The organism is Paenibacillus pasadenensis (assembly GCF_023715725.1).
Classification (GTDB): domain Bacteria; phylum Bacillota; class Bacilli; order Paenibacillales; family Paenibacillaceae; genus Paenibacillus_O; species Paenibacillus_O pasadenensis_A.
Genome location: NZ_JAMBOT010000002.1, coordinates 620,995 through 639,610, shown reverse-complemented (window position 1 = coordinate 639,610; position 18,616 = coordinate 620,995). Strand labels below are relative to the sequence as shown.

Here is an 18,616-nt window from a genome sequence, read left to right as displayed (position 1 = left end):
AATAAAGTGATTACAAATGATCGCTGAATTCAATAATATTGATGAGGAAGATGCAAAATGGAATTACGCCAACTGATCACCTTCCGGATGGTGGCGCTGACGCTCAATTTCAGCCGGGCCGCTGCAGCTTTGAATTATGTGCCTTCGAATGTTTCGATGCAGATTCAATCCCTGGAAGATGAGCTTGGGGTAAAACTCGTAGACCGCTTGAACAAGCAGATTGCCTTGACGGAAGCCGGTAAACGGTTTTATGTGCATGTCGAGAGGATTTTGAACGATGTGGAGGAGGCGAAGAACGATTTAATTAGCGAAAAAATTGCCGGTACGATTACGATAAGCGCTAATGAGATCATGTGCACCTATATGCTTCCCTCCGTGATGCTGCGTTTCCGCGAGCAGTATCCCGATGTGCGCCTTATTTTTCGTCCCACCACTCATGAAGGGCTCAAACAATCCCTTTATGATGGAGTAACGGACGTAATATTTATATTTGATGAGCCGATTGCATCAACCGGGCTGCATGTTGAGCCTTTACGAGAAGAACGATTCAGCATGCTGGCAGCGCCTAACCATCGGCTGGCCGGTCAAAGCTCCATTGAATCCGGCGATTTAAGCGGCGAGTTTTTTCTCGTTCACGAAAAAGGCTGCACCTACCGGACGATGTTTGACCGATTTATTATCCGGGAAGGCGCGGACAACGTCACCAACCTGGAATTCAGCAGCGCCGAGGCGATCAAACAATGCGCCATGCTCGGCATGGGAATCGCCTTTTTACCGGAAATCGCCGTTGCCTCCGAGCTGGAGCAGGGACGGCTTATTGCGCTGCCTCTGGAATTAGCTGAGCTTAACGTTGCGGTTCAGATGGTCTGGCACAAAAAGAAATGGATTTCTCCAGCCATCCACGCTTTCCTTGAAATGGCGCGGACTGCTATGCATTCTCCGCTTGCCGGCTCCAAAAACCAATAAAAAAATCAGGATAAACAAAGCGCATGCTTTGTCGATCCTGATTCGTTGATTGCGGTGACTTGGGTAAATGCCGTTCCTATGATTCTTTGCCTGAGTCCATATCCCGGCCGTCCAGCCGCCCGAACAGCAGCTGCGTCTGCTCCTCCAGCTCCGCCTCCGGCGTAAGCGCCGAGGGCTCCGGCAAAGCTTCCAGCGAGCCAAGCTCAAAGTGGTCCAAAAAGGAGCGCGTCGTTCCGTAAAGAATCGGGCGGCCAATTTGCTCGGCTCTGCCCTTCTCCTCTACAAGATCCTTCGCAGCAAGCGTCTGAATCGCCTTTTCGCTTTTGACGCCCCGAATCTCCTCAATCTCAATCCGGGTAATCGGCTGCCGGTAAGCAATAATAGCGAGCGTCTCCAGCGCCGCCTGGGACAGCGACGAACGGGAGGGCGAATACGCCATCCGCTCAAAATAAGCCGCATGATCCGGATGCGTCGTGAACCGGAACGCTCCCGCCACTTCGGCGATGCGAATGCCCCGGCCGCTCTGCTCCATATCTGCTTTAAGCTCCCGAACGATATCTTCCGAGAGCCGGTTGTCAATCTCTACGATCTCGGCAATCTGTTTGATCGTCAGACCTTCGTCTCCCGCCATAAACAGAAGACCTTCAATAATCGATTTCAGCTGCTGAACCATCACGATCCGATGTTTCCCCTCTCCAGTGGATGACGATGTCATCAAAAAGACTGTTCTGGAATACGCGGACCTGCTTCATCTTCATCAGCTCCAAAATAGCCAGGAAGGTGACGACGATCTCATGCCGTTCCATGGAGTCGCCGATAAGCCGGGAAAAGCGCACGGTATCCCGCTCGCGGAGCAGCTCCGAAATATCTCGAATACGGTCCTTGACGGAAATTTCGTCCCGCTGCACCCTCGCAAAGCTCGTCCGTTTGGCCGCTTTGCTGAGAGCACGCCGGAAGGCAGCCATAATGTCGCCCAAATCCAGCCCTTCCAGCGGATGCGAGTCGTCTTCCTTCATATAGACTGTCAGGTCCTCCGGCTCCTTGCTGTACACAAGACTCCGCGCCATTTCGCGGTCGCGCAAATGCTCCGCAATCTGCTTGAAGCGACGGTATTCAACGAGCTTCTGCACCAGCTCGTCCCGCGGATCCGACAGCTCTCCGTCATCCCAGTACTCCTCGTATTCCTCCACGACAGGGGGACGGGGAAGCAGCTGGCCGCTTTTAATCGCCAGCAGCGTCGCCGCCATCACGAGAAATTCGCTTGTAATGTCCAGCTCAAACTCCTGCATCGCATGCAAGTATTCCATGTACTGATCCGTAATCCGGCTGATCGGAATGTCGTAGATGTCGATTTCTTCTCTGTCCAGCAAGTGAAGCAGCAAATCCAGCGGCCCTTCGAATGCTTCCAGCTTGTATAGAACGGTCATGCCGCTTCACCCTTTCCTTGCAGCCGGCTGACGGAATCAGCCTTGAATAACGCGGGTCAGGTTCGCCATCTCAATCGCCGCGGTTGCGGCTTCCCAGCCTTTGTTGCCCGCTTTTGTGCCCGCGCGCTCTACGGCCTGCTCGATGGAGTCAGTCGTCAGAACGCCAAAAATCGTCGGCACGCCGGTTTTGAGATTGATTGCGGCTACACCTTTAGCCACCTCGCTGCACACATAGTCAAAATGAGGAGTTGATCCCCGAATTACGGCGCCAAGCGTAATAACGGCGTCATACTTGCCGCTTTCAGCCATCTTTTGCGCGATAAGCGGAATCTCGAACGCTCCCGGAACCCAGGCTACCTCAACTTCGTCATCGCCTGCGCCGTGACGCTTAAACGCATTCAACGCTCCGCTTAGCAGCTTGCCTGTAATGAATTCGTTGAAGCGCCCTACCACTACCCCGTATTTCAGTCCTTGCGATACCAGATGTCCTTCATAATATTTCGTCATTCTCTTAAACACACCTTTCTATTCTATTTGATTCAGCTTAAATTTCAAACTCCAACAGATGGCCAAGCTTCGATTTTTTTGTATTTAGGTAACCCGTATTGCTTTCATTACGCTCCATTTGAATCGGAACACGCTCAACAACGCTTAAACCGTACCCTTCCAATCCGCGGATTTTGCGCGGATTGTTCGTCATCAGCCGCATTTGGCGTACGCCAAGATCTCGTAAAATTTGCGCGCCAATGCCATATTCACGCAGATCAGCGCCAAAACCAAGCTTCAGGTTAGCCTCAACCGTATCCAGCCCCTGTTCCTGCAGCTGATACGCCTTGAGCTTGTTGATCAGCCCGATGCCCCGGCCTTCCTGGCGCATATAAAGCAGCACCCCGCTGCCTGCCTGTTCAATTTGTTTCAGCGCGGCGGCGAGCTGCGGCCCGCAGTCGCAGCGGCGAGAATGGAATACGTCGCCGGTCAGGCATTCCGAATGCACACGCACCAGCGTCGGTTTCTCGGAATCGATCTCACCTTTGACAATAGCGATATGCTCCTTGCCGTCCACCTCATTCGTATAGGCGACAGCGCGGAATACGCCAAAATCCGTCGGCATATTCACTTCTACCACTCGTTCTACGAGCTGCTCCTGACGGTTGCGGTATTGTATCAGCTCCTGAATGGTGATGAGCTTGAGATCATGCTTCTGTTTAAAATCAGCCAGATCCGCCAGCCTCGCCATCGTGCCGTCTTCCTTAATAATCTCGCAAATAACAGCGCCAGGCTTGGAGCCGCATAAATGAGCGAGATCGATTGCCGCCTCGGTATGCCCGGCGCGTCTCAGCACGCCGCCGTCTTTAGCGATCAGCGGGAAAATATGACCGGGACGCCGGAAGTCATCCGCTTTGGCCGTACCGTCTACAAGCGCGCGGATCGTTTCGGAGCGCTCATGTGCGGATATGCCAGTGGTCGTATTGATATGGTCGACCGACACCGTAAAGGCCGTGCCGTGATAGTCCGTGTTCCGCGTCACCATGGGCGGCAAATCCAGCTCTCTCGCCCGTTCAGCCGTAATCGGCACGCACACAAGACCTCTGGCCTCGGTGATCATAAAATTAATAATGGCTGGAGTTATCGTGTCGGCCAAAGCGATTAGATCGCCTTCGTTTTCACGGTCCTCATCGTCCACGACGATGACCGGTTTACCGGCGAGCAGATCATGCACAGCTTCCTCGATGGTGTTAAAAGGCGTATTGCCCTCTTGATGGTCTATGCGGCTCATCGCTATCCCTCCCTGTTATGCAAATCCATTCTCCGCAAGAAATGCCGCGCTCAGTCCGCCAGCTGATCGGCCGCCTCCAGCTCCAGCGGCTTCATGGCTTCCGTTTGCGAAATTCAGCAAGTGATCCACGTATTTGCCGAGCACGTCGCATTCGATATTGACGGTATCCCCAGGCTGTTTGTGCTGCAGCACCGTTTCAGCCAGCGTGTGCGGAATGATCGACACCGTGAAGCGGTCACCGGAAGTTTCCGTCACAGTCAGGCTGATGCCATCAAGCGTGATGGAGCCTCTCGGGATAATGTAGCGGAGATTGGCTGCATCCTTCAGCCGGATTGTAAACGCGACAGCATTTGCATGAGCCAGGCGGTCTGTTATAATTCCGACTCCATCTACATGCCCCTGCACAATATGACCGCCAAACCGGCCGTTGGCCCGCATGGCCCGCTCCAGATTGACCGGACTGCCTGGAGGCAGCTCGCCAAGATTCGTATGGCGGAACGTTTCCGGCATCACGTCAACGGTGAAGCTGCGGCTGTCAAAGGAGGTTACCGTCAGGCAAACGCCGTTGACTGCAATGCTGTCGCCAAGCGCCGCTCCCTCCAGCACTTTTGAAGCGGATATGCCCAGCACCATCGCCTCGCCGCGGCGCGACACACTGCGCAGCGTCCCTTTTTCCTCTACCAGTCCTGTAAACATATCAGTCCGCTCCTTTCAAAACCGGCTTGCCGCTAATGCAAAAATCACGGCCGTACCGTTCCAGCTCTACATCCTCCAGCTCAATTGCATCTGCCATCCGGCTAAAGCCCGAGAATTGAAAGGAGGCTGGCGCTTCATACCCGCCGATAATTTTTGGCGCCATGAACAGGGCGATTCGGTCGACCAGTCCGGCTTCCAGCATGGAGCCGCTAAGCTTGCCGCCGCCCTCCAGCAAAATCGAGCCGATGTCGCGAGCAGCGAGCTGTCCCATTGCATCGGCAAGATCCACCTTGCTGCCGCTGCCGCAGCGCAGCACCTCAACTCCGGCTGCCCGCAGCTCCGCTTCCCGCTCCAGCGGAGCATCGGCGGCAGCCAGCACCAGCGTCGGTGCCGTCCGGTCTTGAACGAGCTTGGATGCAAGCGGCAAACGCAGTGACGAATCGGCTACGATCCGCACAGGATGAATGCCGGGAACCGGCAGTCTCGTCGTCAGCGACGGGTCGTCGGCCAGCGCCGTGCCGATGCCAATCATAATGCCCGTATGACGATGGCGCAGCGCATGCACCGCTTGCCGAGCTTCCGGGCCGGTCACCCAGCGGCTGTCGCCGGTTTTCGAAGCGATGCGGCCATCCAACGTCGAAGCGGCTTTTATCGTAACAAACGGCTGACGTTTGGTAATGAATTTGTTGAACGCCTCATTCAGCCGATGGGACTCCTCCGCTAACACGCCCGTAACGACCTCGAGACCAGCTGCCCGCAGCTTGGCGATTCCGCTGCCCGCAACAAGCGGATTCGGATCCTGCGCCGCCACAACGACCTTAGAAGCGCCTGACGCGATAATTCGCTCGCTGCATGGAGGCGTCCGTCCATAGTGGCTGCAAGGCTCCAGCGTGACAAATACGGTCGCGCCTCTCGCTTCTTCGCCGGCCATCGTTAAAGCATGCACCTCCGCGTGCCCTTCGCCGCGTTTCAGATGCGCACCCATGCCGACGATTCGTCCCTCCTTGACCACGACGCAGCCGACAACGGGATTAACCGACGTCTGCCCGGCTGTTTTACGGGCCATCGCCAGCGCAAGGTCCATGTAATAGCGGTCGTCAATCGTTTCTATCACAACAAAAAACACCCCCGATAGCTTCGGAGGTGATGGTTAGATGCGCCGATTAAGCCGCAGGAAACTAGAAGCGATACGCCAAAGAAACGATAGCTAATAATAAAGAAGCCATCAGAATTCAAATGAACGTTGCGCAAATAAGCCAAGCTTAACAAACTAGCTTCCCCAAGCATAAGGAAAAGCCAACTCGAATAAGCAAGAGCAGTCCCTTGCAATGCTGTATATCAGCGATTCCTTCTCCCATCCAGACTATACTGTCGGTCCCGGAATTTCACCAGGTCCACCGGACACAAGCAACTCTGCCTATCAAAAGGTTAACGTTGGCTTGCGTACGGGTCACGGACTGACCGGAACTTCGCAGCGGGACTTGTGCCCTTGCCGCGAAATCTCCGGATCACCGCCGGTTGGGAATTTCACCCTGCCCCGAAGGTTCGCATATTTTATTTGGTTACTTACTTTTTATCATAGCAGCAGTTGCCGCAAATGACAACTAAAAAGATCGGAATTAAGCTTCCGTAATTTCGACCTTGGACATTTTGTCGCGGCCTTTAAAAGCATCCACGTACTCCATGCCTTTAACCACTTTGCCAAAAACGGTATGTTGGCCGTCCAGATGCGGTTGCGGCTGATAGCAGATATAGAATTGGCTGCCGCCCGTGTTGCGACCCGCATGCGCCATGGCGAGGGAACCGCGCTCATGTTTGTTCGGGTTAATCTCGCAGTTGATCGTGTAGCCAGGACCGCCTGTGCCAGTTCCGTTCGGGCAGCCGCCTTGAGCGACGAAGCCTGGAATGACGCGATGGAAGGACAGCCCGTTGTAAAAGCCCTCGTTTGCCAGCTTCTCAAAGTTGGCTACCGTATTGGGAGCATCCTGGTCAAACAGATCCAGAATGACTTCTCCGCCGTTTTCGAGCGTAATTTTTGCTTGTTTTGCCATTTGGTCATCACTCCTGATTCAGAAATTAAAAACTATGTACGGAGTTTATCATACAACACGTCTATGCCGCAAAGCAAAACAGGTCTCCTTGGGGAGACCTGCCGTCAACCAGATTAAGATTGAACTTGTGCTTTGCGCAGACGCTCAGGAAGCAGATCGTTGCGCGAAATGTCCTCCAGCGACTCGCGTTGTACGGCGATGTCAGCTTGGCCGTCCTTGACCAGCACAACTGCCGGACGACGGATGCGGTTATAGTTGGACGCCATAGCGTAGTTGTATGCGCCCGTGCAGAATACAGCGAGCAGATCTCCGGTTTCTGCCTTTGGAAGCTGCAGATCCCAGATCAGCATGTCGCCGCTTTCGCAGCATTTGCCCGCTACGGAAACCGTCTCGGCAGCCGGCTCAGTCGCACGGTTCGCCAGAACCGCTTCATACTTGGACTCGTAAAGAGCAGGACGCGGGTTATCCGTCATGCCGCCGTCAACTGCGATGTATTTGCGAACGCCGGGGATGTCCTTGTTGGTGCCGACCGTGTACAGCGTCGTGCCGGCATCGCCGACGATGCTGCGGCCCGGCTCAACCCAAATTTCCGGCAGCGGGTAAACGGCATCCGTAAAGTTGACGCGGATCGCGTCGGTAATAGCGCCGATATATTCCTTAACCGGAAGCGGGCTGTCCTCGCTCGTGTAACGGATGCCGAAGCCTCCGCCAAGATTGATGACGCGGAATACCTGTCCCAGCTTGTTGCGGACGTCGACCGCGAACTCGGCGACTTTAGCCGCAGCCATGCGGAAGCCTTCCACCTCGAAAATTTGCGAGCCGATGTGGGAGTGAACGCCAAGCAGAACAAGATTGTCCAGCTTAAGCGATTCCTCAACCGCCTTGAATGCTGCTCCGCCCGCGAGGTCAAAGCCGAATTTGGAATCCTGCTGGCCGGTGGAGATGTAATCATGCGTATGAGCCTCTACACCAGGCGTAATGCGCAGCAAAATATTAGCCTTGCGGCCTTTGGAAGCGGCAATTGCGTTCAGCAGCTGCAGCTCGGAGAAATTGTCGGCAACAAAACAGCCAATGCCGGCATCAAGCGCCATTTCGATTTCGAAAGGCGTTTTGTTGTTGCCGTGGAAGTGGATGCGCTCAGCCGGGAAGCCGGCCTGCATAGCCGTATGCAGCTCGCCGTCGCTGACGACGTCAAGGGACAGGCCTTCCTGCTCGGCGATGGCGCACATGGCCACCGTGCTGAACGCCTTGCTGGCGTATGCAACCTGGAAACGGAAGCCGGAAGCCTTGAACGCTTCCACATACTCGCGGGCGCGCTGGCGTACAAGCGCCTCGTCCACGATGTACAGCGGGGTGCCGAACTGCTCGGCGAGATCCTTCGTATCACATCCGCCGATTTCTAAGCGGCCCTGGTCGTTAATTTTGGAGGTTCCGTGAAAATACATTGATCCATACCTCTTTCTCCCCGGCAACAGCTAAAAAGGGGTTCGTTTGTCCTATTATGACATAAGTATAAACGAACCCCGGCAAAAGGAGAAATGGATTTTGTGTCGTTTCATTTGCATTTCTTACATTAGGGGTTGCCCAGGAGGCTTAGTTCGGTTCGCCGCGCGGCATTTTGTTCTGTTGCTGCGGCCTCAGCAGATTCGGGCGGGTCTTGTTTTTCATCACCGGCAGCCGCAGCAAAATGTTAAGCATGCCGCGCGGGTCAAACGGGATGAACGGCCACAGGTAAGGCCGGTTGAACGAACGCTGCATGCAGAGCATGATGAACACAGCTGTCCAGCCGATGACGAGACCCGGCACATGGAACAGTGAAACGAGACAGATCAGCGCCAGCCTTACAATCCGGTTTGCCAAACTAAGCTCATAACTCGGCGTTGCGAACATGCCGACCGCCGCCACGGCCATATAAAGAATAACCTCGTTAATGAACAATCCCGTCTGCACCGCTATATCGCCGACGAGTATCGCCGAAACGAGCGATATGGCAAGCGCCAGCGGCGTCGGAGTGTGAATGGCGGCCATCCGCATCAGATCGATGCCGGCCTCCGCGAGCAGAAATTGAAACACCAGCGGAATTTTGCTGAACTTGTCGGGCCCGATGAACGCCAGCGACGGCGGCAGCATGCCGGGATTAATCGCAAACAGCAGCCAAACCGGCACAAGGAACAACGAGCCCAATATGCCCATAAAACGAATCCAGCGAAGATAGGTGCCGATAAACGGCGTTTGCCGGTTCTCCTCCGCATGCTGCACCAGATCAAAAAAGGTTGTCGGCAAAATCATGACGCTTGGCGAGGTATCCACAAATACAGCTACGCTGCCCTCCAGCAGATGCGCCGAGACGACATCGGGGCGTTCCGAGTAACGAACCATCGGGTATGGGTTCCACCCCCGTTTGACGGTCGCCTCCTCCAGCTGTTTGTCCGCAAGCGGCAGGCCGTCAATCTGCACGGCGGATATTTTATCGCGGATCGACTCCAGCAGCTCTTTATCTACGATATCGTCAATATAAGCGATACAGACGTCGCTGCGGGTCCGCTCGCCGACGCGCAAAATTTCGTAACGAAGCATAGGATCGCGCAAACGGCGGCGCACAAGCGATACGTTCATGAGCAGCGTCTCGACAAAGCCGTCGCGGGAACCGCGCACGACCCGCTCCAGCGACGGCTCCTCCGGACTGCGGATCGGGAACGATTTTGCATCCAGGATGAGCATTCTCGGCTCGCCATCGATAAACATGCCGGTGGAGCCGCTCAACACGGCCGTCAGCATCATGTTCCAGTCATCCTCTTGCTCCACCTGAACGGCCGGCACATATAACCTCATGAACGATTCCAGCGCGTCGGTGGTAATGCTGTCTGATTGCAGAAACGTAAGCCGCTGCAAAACCTCCGTCATAACTAGGCCGTTCGTCAAGCCGTTTAGCATGAAAAAGGCGGTTTTTCTGCCGCCAAGCGTCATTTCGCGAACGATGACGTCGAAGCTTGTTTTGTAGCCGACCTCTTCCTTCAGCCGGTCGACAACAGCTTCAATGTCTTCCGGAATCGGCTCCATATCGCCGTCCGTCCCCGGGGCCGCATTAGCGCCCTCTTTATCTCCAGCCTTCTTCTGCTTTTCACGCCCCCCGTCATCATGACCGTGGTGCGCATTTCGGTTCCGTCCCGATCCTTCAGCGGATTCTTCCTTGCGGTCCGGGCTGCGCTCTGCACGAAGCTCCTTCCCGCCGCGGCGCGGGTCTTCTTCTCTGTCTAAAGCTGCTTCACCGCTCCCGCCCTTTGCTTGATGCGAGCGTCCTTCCGATTCCTTGCCACGCCGCTCCATTTTTATATGCTTCGCGCCTTCCCGGTGGCCAATGCCCGCTTCACGGGCAAGCTCCCGATCAGACATGGGCTTCATCTCAGCGTCCCGGTCATGCATCTCGGCTTCCTCACGGCCATGTTCTGCAGCGTCCCGGCGGTCGCTTTTGTCTCTTTGATTCGCATCCTTGTCACGCCTGCCGCTGCGGCCGGCCTCGTCTGGATGCGTTCGAAGATGCTCAGGATTGGCGCTCATGCGCGGCGCTTCATCCCGGTCCTTTTCCAATTCGGCAGGTTTCGCATGGCGCTCGCGCAGCTCCGCATCCCCGTCTCCGTCCTGCAGCAGCGCGTCGGCAAGCTCGTCCAGCCCATCGTCAAACCGGTTCTGGTCTTTGCCGTTTACAGCGAATGAGCTTTCCCGAGTCTCTTGTCCTCGCACCTGCGTGCGATCCGTGTCAAGCCGGCGCTCGTTGTGCTTCCCTTTTTCCTCATCCAGCAGCGCTACCCAATCGTCTTCGCCAGCTGAATGCTCTCTGGCTGCCTCCGGCTCACCAGGATCGGCCGCTGTTTCCAGCAGCAGAGCTTCCATCCAATCTTCTCGCCCGTCAGAGCTTTCCCGGTCGGAACGCCTTGCTATAATCGGCTGCGGAATCCGTTCAGCCTGATCCTGGCGGTCGACTTCTTCCAGCAGGCCTTCCCATTGTCCGTCGCCCGTTTCACCGTCATCCCGGTCAAGCTCCCGTTCAGGCGATCCTTCTTCCTTGTTCTCCTCGCCGATCCGTCTTACACGCTGCCATTTCGTCACGCAGCATCACCCCTCTTTGGTTTGAACTTTTCCAGAAGCGTTACCATTGATAAACGAGCCAATCGAACAGCGAGCCCACCGTTTTGCCCAGCACCATCGCCATGACTAAAGCTCCCAGATAAGCGGTAAGCCGCAGACGCTTGGCCAAAATCGGCAGTACGTTCATAACCTCAGTAAGCGCAGCTGCCAGCATGCCGATGAAAATGCCGCAGAGCAGACCCGGCAAAGGAAGCGCGAGCTGCGGCGGTAATGACAGCTTCCATTCAAAAAAGTCCGCCCATGTCCAAAACAGGGAGCCGCCGACAACCGCTGACTCAAACACGGCGGACAAACGGAACGCCCGGGACAGCTGGGCAAGCCGCGGAATAAGATCAAACACGATCAGCAGCGCTACCATGCCGCTGCCAACCGCTACCCCGCCGGCTAGACCAAGCAACGCCATAAACAATCCCGCCAGTAAATCAGTCATGCTCCTGCCCCTCTACGCGGCTGGCTTTTTTGCGCATTTCATCGGAAATGACGTACGCATTAATATTTTCCTGATAGTTGTACATTTCAAGCTCCAAGGGGTTAGGCTCCTCGTTCAGCTTTTTGCGGAACAGATGGTTGAAGAACAGCACCATACCGAGGCCTACTCCGATGGAATAAGGAATCTGGAACCAAAGCGGATGGAGCGACTCCTTCCCGGTAAGCAGCAGCGCCAGCCGTTGATGAACCTCCTTCATGCTCACATCCGTGTGAAAATTCATAATCGCAAGGCCCGCTCCGAAAAATAACAGCAGCCATGCGCCTGCCAGCACCGCCATGCGCGGGGATCTGGAGTCCTGCGTTTCCACCATGATCAGCACCTGCGGGTCTCCATACGTTTCCACGTCGGCATCGGGGGCCGTTTCGCGCAGCGCCTTTATAATCTGCAGCACATCGATTACGACGCGGTTGCCGTCTTCCGGCCGGTGGGTATAAAGCGGGATGCGCCTTAGCTGCTCCGTCAGCCCTTCTTCAGCAAGCAGCCTGGCGACCGAGCCGAGCAGCACCGTGCCGCCCGGCGGACAGGAAATTCGCTTTTTCATCCTCAGGTAAACGGTGCGCCCCCCGGAATGATGTCCTCTGCGCGGCATGGCACCGCCTCCTTCCGGCAACATTTCCGTCTCCTGGTTAGTATGGAACAGCCTTGCTGCCGCTACTCTTATCCATGCCTTTTTTTGCACAGCCAAAAAAAACCAGACCGCCCGTCATTGGGCGATCTGGTCTTTAATGGACTGCAATATTTTTTTCTCCAGGCGCGATACCTGAACCTGGGATATGCCCAGCCTTCCAGCCACCTCGGACTGGGTTTGATCGCGGTAATAGCGCAGATAAACGATGAGCCGCTCCCGCTCGCTCAGGCCTCCGATCGCTTCATTCAGCGCCAGCTTGTCGAACCAGCGCTCACTTGATTCGTCGGCAATCTGATCCATCAGCGTGATGGGATCGCCATCGTTCTCAAACACCGTTTCGTGAATGGAAGAAGGCGGTTTATTCGCTTCCTGCGCAAACACGACATCCTCCGGCGTGATGCCGAGGAATTCCGCCACCTCGCTGATTGTCGGCAGCCGGCCGAGCGTTTTGGACAACTCATCCTTCGCCTTGCGCACCTTGTTCGCCGTTTCCTTGAGCGAGCGGCTCACCTTAAGCGTGCCGTCGTCGCGAAGAAACCGCTGAATTTCTCCGATAATCATCGGAACCGCATAGGTGGAGAATTTCACGTCATAGCTAAGATCGAATTTGTCAACTGACTTGAGCAGCCCGATGCAGCCGATTTGGAACAAATCCTCCGGCTCATAACCGCGATTCATGAAACGCTGCACGACAGACCACACCAAACGAATATTGCAGCGGGCCAGCGTATCTCTGGCAAGCGTATCCCCGGACTGGCTCAGCGCGATCAGTCGCTTCACCTCTGCATCGTCCAAAAACGGGCCCGCGTTCTTTTTCAGATCGGCATCCATGATTCAGCCCCTATGCGCCTAATTGTACAGCGCTTTTTTGGATTCAATGCGCTTGGTCATGGCGATTTGCGTACCGCGTCCGGGCTCGCTGGTCACCTCAAAGCTGTCCATGAAATTCTCCATAATCGTAAAGCCCATGCCGGACCGCTCCAGCTCCGGCTTGGACGTGTAAAGCGGCTGGCGCGCAAGCTCCAGATCCTCAATGCCATTGCCCTCGTCGGCAATGACAATCGTAACGGAATCTCCGCTAATTGCTGCGCGAATATGCACCATTTTGCTGGAGTTGCTATCGTAGCCGTGAATAATTGAATTGGTTACCGCTTCGGAGATGACCGTCTTAAGATCGTTCAGCTCCTCCATCGTCGGGTCCAGCTGCGAAATGAACGCAGCGACGGCAACGCGGGCAAAAGCTTCGTTTTCGGATTTGGCGCTGAAGCTCAGCTTCATTTCATTGGCCCCGGCCTGCTGACGCTCGCTCATAAAGCCACCTCCAGGCTTGAGAGCGCTTCGCTCTCTTTGTCATGAATCGGCATAATTTTGAACAGCCCCGACAGCTCGAACAGCCGGTAAACACCAGGACTGGCCTCGCAGATGACCATTTTTCCGCCACGGCTTTTAAGCAGCTTATAACGGCCGAGAATAACGCCAAGGCCAGAGCTGTCCATGAAAGCCAAATCCTTCAAGCTCAGCACCACATCGGTGCTGCCGCCTCTCAGAATCGCTTCCTCCATTCGGACCCGCACCGTGTCGGCTGTATGATGGTCAAGCTCGCCCTGCAATCGGACAATCAAAACATGGCGCTGATGCTCCAGATCCACATGAAGACTCATTGGCGCTGCACACTCCTCCCGTTGAATGGTGGAAGATTTCTCTTTTGCAGCGCCGCTTTCCTGCCTGACGACAAAACTAGAAGCAGGCCGTCAGGCTATGACATTTCTCGCCGATTTAGCTGAACAGGCTGCCTGTGGAGCGTTTAAACAGCTTCCACCAGCCGGCGCGTTCGACGGATACCGGCATTTCAAGCGGGAATTCCTTGATGACCTTATCGCCCTGATACACAATCAGCTTGCCGACGCGATCCCCAAGTTTAACCGGAGCTTTTACAGGGCCGTCCCAGACGATCTCATGACGGATGTCTTTAGCTGCGGCGCCTTTTTTCATCAGAATGCTGTAGTTATGCTGAGCCGTAATCGGCAGCTTTCCTTGTACGCCTTTTTCAACCGTCAGCGTTCCCATGCTGTCGCCTTTTTTCAAAATCGGATAGTTGGCGTACTGCGCGAATGAATAATCCAGCATGCCCGACACCTCGGCATTGCGCGTTTTGGTGTTCGGTTCGCCCATAACGACGGCAACAAGCCTCATTCCATCCCGCTTCGCGGTAGCAGACAAACAGTATTTAGCCTCGCTCGTATACCCGGTTTTCAGCCCGTCCGCTCCAGTGTAAAAACGAACGAGTTTATTCGTATTGACCAGCCAAAACGGCTTCTCGCTGTCCTTCCGCAAGTAGTCCTGGTATTGTCCGGTATATTTCGTAATTTGGCTGTGCTTGAGCAGCTCGCGCGACATAACGGCAATATCATGCGCCGAGGTGTAGTGATTCGCCGCCGGAAGTCCGTTCGGATTGGCAAAACTCGTGTCCTTGAGGCCAAGCTGAGCCGCTTTTGCATTCATCATCGCGACAAATTCAGCCTCGGTTCCGCCGATTTTTTCAGCCATTGCGACAGACGCGTCATTGCCGGAAGCCATCGCGATGCCCTTCAGCATATCGTCCACCGTCATCTGTTCGCCGGGCTCCAGAAAAATTTGCGAGCCGCCCATCGATGCGGCATATTCGCTCGTCGAAACTTTGTCGGTCAGCTTCAGCTTGCCGTCTTGAATGGCCTCCATTACAAGCAGCATCGTCATAATTTTCGTAATGCTGGCCGGAGGCAGCTTGTCATGACTGTTTTTTTCGTAAATGATCGTCCCGCTATCCGCATCCATCACAATGGCGGAACGGGCGGACGGAGCGAGATCGCTTCCGGTTGCCGACGGTGCGCCTGACACATTGGCTTCGGTGTTGTCCAGCGCGCTTGGCAGCTGCAGTCCGGTGTCCGGGTTAACGTAAGCAAACGCAGGCTGCTCCTGCGGCATTGCGGTTCCCGCAAAGGCGGGAGCGGCTGCGGTCAGCTGGAGTACAGCTACGGCAGCGGCAAGAATAACCGATATTCTTCGTTTCAACACATGTTCCCTCCTAGTGAATGGGTCAACTGCCGCTGTCGCTAGAGACAGACGGCATTCTACTTGTTTCCAGTATCGCCCATTTAACAGAAGGTTATTCCGCTAGAAAACACAAATAACGGGCAGAGCCGCCGCAGCTCCGACGCAGTAAACGTCGAAAGCTGCGGGCAAGCTTGCCCGCTTTGCGATCCTTGAGCCGAAGGCTTAAGGCGAATTATTTGCGCAGTCGAGTCAATCTCTCTTCCTGCACCCGAACGATAAGCAGGTCAAGAGATTGGCTAATCTGCAGGACCTCTCCGTCAAACAGCGTGTTATGCAGCGCTGCCGTTTCTACCATCTGGCCCCGCAGTCTTTCGATTTGCTGATGCAGCTGAACGTTTTCCGTCATTACATTCCTCTCCAAGTTTCATGATTGGTCACGGTCATCATATAACGGAGAGTAGAAAAAGGCTGTCATAACCCGTCGAGACTAAAGAATTATTTTCAGCCCATTTCTAGTACTAAAGACGTGAAACAAGCGTTTGCACAAGACTTAAAAAGCGGGATTTGACACGTTCTGTCGTTTCAATGACCTCTGTGTGCGACAAAGGCTGATCCAAAATACCTGCTGCCATGTTCGTAATGCACGAAATTCCAACAACTTCCATGCCGCAATGGTTAGCCGCAATGACCTCTGTCACCGTGGACATGCCGACTGCGTCCGCCCCCAGCGTGCGCATCATGCGGATTTCCGCCGGAGTCTCGTAAGAAGGACCCATAACAGCCAAATACACGCCTTCGCGCAGCTGGAAGCCCTGCTCATCCGCAATGCCTTTGGCCACGTCGCGCAGGCGGCGGCTGTAACCTTCGGACATATCAGGGAAGCGCACGCCGACATTGTTGTCATTTTGTCCAATGAGCGGGTTGCGGCCCGTGAAGTTGATATGATCGGAAATGAGCATCAGGTCGCCGTCCGCGAAGTTGGTGTTGATGCCGCCCGCTGCGTTTGTAACGACCAGCTTGTCCGCTCCAAGCGCTTTCATGACGCGGACTGGGAACGCCGTAAGCTCAGCCCCATAACCTTCGTACATATGGAAGCGGCCCTTCATGAGCACGACCGGAACGCCGGACAGAGTGCCTACCAGAAGCTCGCCAGCATGGCCTTCAACCGTAGAAACCGGAAAATGCGGAATATCGCTATAGGAAATCGTTACAGCTTGTTCAATATAATCAGCCAGTACGCCGAGTCCGGAACCCATAATTAAACCGACCTGCGGCTTGACCGGGCTTTGGGAACGAATAAACTCTACGGCTTCCTGGATTTGTTTGGCTTGTGTGTTCATTTGTCAATCGTCCTCTCGTCATTAAAAATTAACTGTCGTTCCGGCTGCCTTCAATGCGGACGCCGGAACGGGGATGCGCTTGTTCGTACACATCCTTGACTCTGGGCCGGTCGGGTCCGGCGTAACGCTCGGTCGACACGATGCCCTCATGCCCCATCATTTCCTGCACGGCCCGCAGATCGGCCCCCCGCTCCAGCATATGAGCGGCGAATGAGGTGCGCAGCGTATGCGGCGTAATCGCTCCGCCGTCCTCGATGCCGGAGCTGCGGGCATGCTTCTTGATGATTTTCCAAAATCCTTGCCGGGAAAGCGGCTCCCCCGACACATTCAGAAAAAGCTGGTCCGGGCCGGCAACTCCCTTGCGGGCCAAAGAGCTCGCTCCGGCCCGCTGTTCCAGCAGCACCGGCCTGCCCTCGCGCAAATAAAGCGCCATCCAGCCTGCGGCAATTTGGCCAAGCGGCACAATTCGTTCTTTGTTGCGCGGGGAGCACACTTTGACATATCCAAGACCCGGCTGAGGATCGCCGGACTTCATCGCCAGCAGCTCGGACACGCGGACGCCGGAGCCGTACAGCAGCTCAAGCATCGCCTTGTCGCGCAGTCCGGCCGGAGAATCCGTCTCCGGGGCATTGAGCAGCTGCTCTACCTGGTCCAGCGTCAGCGGCACGGGCCTCGCCAACTCACCGCGGGGCAGCTCCACATGCATGGAGGGGTCGCGGTCGGTGTAACCGACCTTAGTCAAAAAACGGTAAAAGGAACGGATGGATGCAAGGCGGCGGCTGACCGTCGAGCTGCGGCTGCCTTCCTCGCGGCAAGCCTTCAGATAAGCCGTCAGATGATGGCGTCCTACGCTGCCGATTGTGGACAACCCTTGGCCTTCCAGCCAGCCGATTGCATGCTCCAAATCCCGTTTGTACGCATCGTAAGTTGCCGGCGACACTCTGCGGCCGTTCTGCAGCTCGTCCAGCCAGGCATACAGGCACTGAGTAAGGTCCATTTCCTTCCCCCCTCGCTCCACAGTATAGACGCTCGGATGCCGTTCTGCAAACATCCGTTAAAGCGCCTTCATTTTGTCACAAAGCCGCCGCTTCAATGCATTTTTATGAAATCCATTTCGCTGCTGCGGCTAAAGCGGCTTACGCAAAAAATCAGCCCGGAACAGCTGTCCCGGGCTCATCGCTTACGGTTATCGAGTTGATCGCAGGCAATCATTCGCCATTGTAATAAAACCAGCGCAAACGATCCATGATGGAGCCGCCCTCCGGCGGGACCTCGTACGGCTGTTCGAATACTTTCAGCGCCTGTCCGCGTGGAACCGCGTACGGATCAAGCGGCCTGATCCAGACTTGAGCGAGCTGAAAGCCTTCATATACAATGGCGGTTAAACAAGCAAATATTGCCGCAAAAACAAGCCTGGACAACCATCTGCGCACAGAGACGATCATTTCCCGGGCCGCCCCCTTTCCCATAAGACAAGGTATGCGCAGCAGGAAAGGGTTATGTCCCGGTCCTCCGCTGGAGCCTTGAGGGGACCGATTAAATTAAACAGCTCCGGCATTCATCGCCAGCCCGTAAATAGGGATGGACGATGAATACGGAGCTGTTAGGGCTTCTTCGAATCGTTGGCTTCCCGGCAACGCCGGCAAATGCCTTGGAAATCCAGGCGGTGGTCCAGCACGGTGAATCCGAATTCTAGTTCCAGCCGTTCCTCTAGAGGTCCGAGCCAGTCCTCCTTGATCTCTTCCATCGATCCGCACTGCACACAAATCAAATGATGATGATGATGCTTGCTGTTATCTGTTCTCAAGTCATAGCGGGCCACGCCATCGCCGAAGTTCATCTTCTCCACGACGTGCAGCTCCGTTAGTAGCTCCAGCGTGCGGTAAACGGTAGCGAGACCGATCTCAGGCGCTTTGTCCTTGACGAGCATGAACACGTCCTCGGCGCTGAGATGATCCTCTTCGTTCTCGAGGAGAACGCGTACGGTTGCTTCACGCTGCGGGGTCAACTTGTAGCCCTGCGACTGGAGCTGCTGCTTAATGGAATCAATCCGGGCTTCCAT

Annotated in this window: 21 protein-coding genes and 1 riboswitch; of the genes, 1 reads left to right on the top strand and 20 read right to left on the bottom strand. The window is 55.3% G+C overall.

The window, feature by feature from the left end:
• The first annotated feature begins 57 nt into the window (after window positions 1–57).
• Window positions 58–966 carry a LysR family transcriptional regulator gene (locus M3223_RS08265; RefSeq protein WP_251560795.1) on the top strand — a complete coding sequence of 303 codons (909 nt, stop codon included), beginning with the start codon at window positions 58–60 and terminating at the stop codon, window positions 964–966.
• Window positions 967–1,042: 76 nt separating this feature from the next.
• Here M3223_RS08265 and scpB read toward each other — a convergent pair whose 3' ends face one another.
• From scpB to M3223_RS08165, 20 genes are all read right to left on the bottom strand, one after another.
• Window positions 1,043–1,639 carry an SMC-Scp complex subunit ScpB gene (gene scpB, locus M3223_RS08260; protein WP_285891201.1) on the bottom strand — a complete coding sequence of 199 codons (597 nt, stop codon included), beginning with the start codon at window positions 1,637–1,639 and terminating at the stop codon, window positions 1,043–1,045.
• On the bottom strand, window positions 1,611–2,393 hold the full coding sequence (locus M3223_RS08255) for a segregation and condensation protein A (protein WP_251560793.1): 783 nt from the start codon (window positions 2,391–2,393) through the stop codon (window positions 1,611–1,613). The genes scpB and M3223_RS08255 overlap by 29 nt, the downstream gene beginning before the upstream one ends.
• Window positions 2,394–2,429: 36 nt before the next feature.
• Window positions 2,430–2,900: a 6,7-dimethyl-8-ribityllumazine synthase gene (ribH, locus tag M3223_RS08250; protein ID WP_251560792.1), complete on the bottom strand. Its 471-nt coding sequence runs from the start codon at window positions 2,898–2,900 to the stop codon at window positions 2,430–2,432.
• 37 nt (window positions 2,901–2,937) lie between these two features.
• Complete coding sequence (locus M3223_RS08245; RefSeq protein WP_251560791.1) at window positions 2,938–4,170, bottom strand: bifunctional 3,4-dihydroxy-2-butanone-4-phosphate synthase/GTP cyclohydrolase II; 1,233 nt, start codon at window positions 4,168–4,170, stop codon at window positions 2,938–2,940.
• Window positions 4,171–4,185: 15 nt separating this feature from the next.
• A complete protein-coding gene (gene ribE, locus M3223_RS08240; RefSeq protein WP_251560790.1) occupies window positions 4,186–4,866 on the bottom strand; it encodes a riboflavin synthase in 681 nt (226 codons plus the stop codon).
• Window position 4,867: 1 nt separating this feature from the next.
• Window positions 4,868–5,977: a bifunctional diaminohydroxyphosphoribosylaminopyrimidine deaminase/5-amino-6-(5-phosphoribosylamino)uracil reductase RibD gene (gene ribD / locus M3223_RS08235; RefSeq protein WP_435368005.1), complete on the bottom strand. Its 1,110-nt coding sequence runs from the start codon at window positions 5,975–5,977 to the stop codon at window positions 4,868–4,870.
• Window positions 5,978–6,208: 231 nt separating this feature from the next.
• A riboswitch (FMN riboswitch) is annotated at window positions 6,209–6,415 on the bottom strand.
• Window positions 6,416–6,485: 70 nt separating this feature from the next.
• Window positions 6,486–6,917, bottom strand: coding sequence for a peptidylprolyl isomerase (locus tag M3223_RS08230; RefSeq protein ID WP_251560788.1), 432 nt, complete (start codon window positions 6,915–6,917; stop codon window positions 6,486–6,488).
• 113 nt (window positions 6,918–7,030) lie between these two features.
• The gene (gene lysA, locus M3223_RS08225) at window positions 7,031–8,362 is read right to left on the bottom strand and encodes a diaminopimelate decarboxylase (RefSeq protein WP_251560787.1); all 1,332 of its coding nucleotides are present in this window, start codon (window positions 8,360–8,362) and stop codon (window positions 7,031–7,033) included.
• Between the two features lie 148 nt (window positions 8,363–8,510).
• Window positions 8,511–10,244: a spore germination protein gene (locus M3223_RS08220; protein ID WP_435368004.1), complete on the bottom strand. Its 1,734-nt coding sequence runs from the start codon at window positions 10,242–10,244 to the stop codon at window positions 8,511–8,513.
• Window positions 10,245–11,064: 820 nt separating this feature from the next.
• On the bottom strand, window positions 11,065–11,493 hold the full coding sequence (locus tag M3223_RS08215) for a stage V sporulation protein AB (protein WP_251560786.1): 429 nt from the start codon (window positions 11,491–11,493) through the stop codon (window positions 11,065–11,067).
• Complete coding sequence (locus tag M3223_RS08210; RefSeq protein ID WP_251560785.1) at window positions 11,486–12,142, bottom strand: stage V sporulation protein AA; 657 nt, start codon at window positions 12,140–12,142, stop codon at window positions 11,486–11,488. The genes M3223_RS08215 and M3223_RS08210 overlap by 8 nt, the downstream gene beginning before the upstream one ends.
• 114 nt (window positions 12,143–12,256) lie before the next feature.
• Window positions 12,257–13,012 carry an RNA polymerase sporulation sigma factor SigF gene (gene sigF / locus M3223_RS08205; RefSeq protein WP_251560784.1) on the bottom strand — a complete coding sequence of 252 codons (756 nt, stop codon included), beginning with the start codon at window positions 13,010–13,012 and terminating at the stop codon, window positions 12,257–12,259.
• 18 nt (window positions 13,013–13,030) lie between these two features.
• Window positions 13,031–13,492, bottom strand: coding sequence for an anti-sigma F factor (gene spoIIAB, locus M3223_RS08200; protein WP_251560783.1), 462 nt, complete (start codon window positions 13,490–13,492; stop codon window positions 13,031–13,033).
• Window positions 13,489–13,842, bottom strand: a complete 354-nt coding sequence (spoIIAA, locus tag M3223_RS08195; protein WP_251560782.1) for an anti-sigma F factor antagonist — start codon at window positions 13,840–13,842, stop codon at window positions 13,489–13,491. The genes spoIIAB and spoIIAA overlap by 4 nt, the downstream gene beginning before the upstream one ends.
• A 115-nt stretch (window positions 13,843–13,957) precedes the next feature.
• On the bottom strand, window positions 13,958–15,145 hold the full coding sequence (locus tag M3223_RS08190; protein ID WP_435368003.1) for a D-alanyl-D-alanine carboxypeptidase family protein: 1,188 nt from the start codon (window positions 15,143–15,145) through the stop codon (window positions 13,958–13,960).
• 301 nt (window positions 15,146–15,446) lie between these two features.
• On the bottom strand, window positions 15,447–15,620 hold the full coding sequence (locus M3223_RS08185; protein WP_251560780.1) for an aspartyl-phosphate phosphatase Spo0E family protein: 174 nt from the start codon (window positions 15,618–15,620) through the stop codon (window positions 15,447–15,449).
• A gap of 112 nt (window positions 15,621–15,732) precedes the next feature.
• Window positions 15,733–16,554, bottom strand: coding sequence for a purine-nucleoside phosphorylase (locus tag M3223_RS08180; RefSeq protein ID WP_251560779.1), 822 nt, complete (start codon window positions 16,552–16,554; stop codon window positions 15,733–15,735).
• Window positions 16,555–16,582: 28 nt separating this feature from the next.
• Window positions 16,583–17,551: a tyrosine-type recombinase/integrase gene (locus M3223_RS08175; protein ID WP_251560778.1), complete on the bottom strand. Its 969-nt coding sequence runs from the start codon at window positions 17,549–17,551 to the stop codon at window positions 16,583–16,585.
• A gap of 211 nt (window positions 17,552–17,762) precedes the next feature.
• Complete coding sequence (locus M3223_RS08170) at window positions 17,763–17,999, bottom strand: DUF4227 family protein (RefSeq protein WP_251560777.1); 237 nt, start codon at window positions 17,997–17,999, stop codon at window positions 17,763–17,765.
• Window positions 18,000–18,157: 158 nt separating this feature from the next.
• Window positions 18,158–18,616: a Fur family transcriptional regulator gene (locus M3223_RS08165; protein WP_251560776.1), complete on the bottom strand. Its 459-nt coding sequence runs from the start codon at window positions 18,614–18,616 to the stop codon at window positions 18,158–18,160.

Bases quoted from the DNA above. Each gene is read 5' to 3' on its own strand.
- M3223_RS08165 (WP_251560776.1), bottom strand. From the start codon at position 18,616: ATGGAAGCCCGGATTGATTCCATTAAGCAGCAGCTCCAGTCGCAGGGC.
- M3223_RS08185 (WP_251560780.1), bottom strand. From the start codon at position 15,620: ATGACGGAAAACGTTCAGCTGCATCAGCAAATCGAAAGACTGCGGGGC.
- M3223_RS08190 (WP_435368003.1), bottom strand. From the start codon at position 15,145: ATGCCGCAGGAGCAGCCTGCGTTTGCTTACGTTAACCCGGACACCGGA.
- M3223_RS08265 (WP_251560795.1), top strand. From the start codon at position 58: ATGGAATTACGCCAACTGATCACCTTCCGGATGGTGGCGCTGACGCTC.
- M3223_RS08180 (WP_251560779.1), bottom strand. From the start codon at position 16,554: ATGAACACACAAGCCAAACAAATCCAGGAAGCCGTAGAGTTTATTCGT.
- M3223_RS08230 (WP_251560788.1), bottom strand. From the start codon at position 6,917: ATGGCAAAACAAGCAAAAATTACGCTCGAAAACGGCGGAGAAGTCATT.
- ribE (WP_251560790.1), bottom strand. From the start codon at position 4,866: ATGTTTACAGGACTGGTAGAGGAAAAAGGGACGCTGCGCAGTGTGTCG.
- spoIIAB (WP_251560783.1), bottom strand. From the start codon at position 13,492: ATGAGCGAGCGTCAGCAGGCCGGGGCCAATGAAATGAAGCTGAGCTTC.
- M3223_RS08215 (WP_251560786.1), bottom strand. From the start codon at position 11,493: ATGACTGATTTACTGGCGGGATTGTTTATGGCGTTGCTTGGTCTAGCC.
- lysA (WP_251560787.1), bottom strand. From the start codon at position 8,362: ATGTATTTTCACGGAACCTCCAAAATTAACGACCAGGGCCGCTTAGAA.
- M3223_RS08210 (WP_251560785.1), bottom strand. From the start codon at position 12,142: ATGCCGCGCAGAGGACATCATTCCGGGGGGCGCACCGTTTACCTGAGG.
- M3223_RS08175 (WP_251560778.1), bottom strand. From the start codon at position 17,551: ATGGACCTTACTCAGTGCCTGTATGCCTGGCTGGACGAGCTGCAGAAC.
- M3223_RS08245 (WP_251560791.1), bottom strand. From the start codon at position 4,170: ATGAGCCGCATAGACCATCAAGAGGGCAATACGCCTTTTAACACCATC.
- sigF (WP_251560784.1), bottom strand. From the start codon at position 13,012: ATGGATGCCGATCTGAAAAAGAACGCGGGCCCGTTTTTGGACGATGCA.
- M3223_RS08170 (WP_251560777.1), bottom strand. From the start codon at position 17,999: ATGATCGTCTCTGTGCGCAGATGGTTGTCCAGGCTTGTTTTTGCGGCA.
- M3223_RS08220 (WP_435368004.1), bottom strand. From the start codon at position 10,244: ATGGAGCGGCGTGGCAAGGAATCGGAAGGACGCTCGCATCAAGCAAAG.
- spoIIAA (WP_251560782.1), bottom strand. From the start codon at position 13,842: ATGAGTCTTCATGTGGATCTGGAGCATCAGCGCCATGTTTTGATTGTC.
- scpB (WP_285891201.1), bottom strand. From the start codon at position 1,639: ATGGTTCAGCAGCTGAAATCGATTATTGAAGGTCTTCTGTTTATGGCG.
- M3223_RS08255 (WP_251560793.1), bottom strand. From the start codon at position 2,393: ATGACCGTTCTATACAAGCTGGAAGCATTCGAAGGGCCGCTGGATTTG.
- ribH (WP_251560792.1), bottom strand. From the start codon at position 2,900: ATGACGAAATATTATGAAGGACATCTGGTATCGCAAGGACTGAAATAC.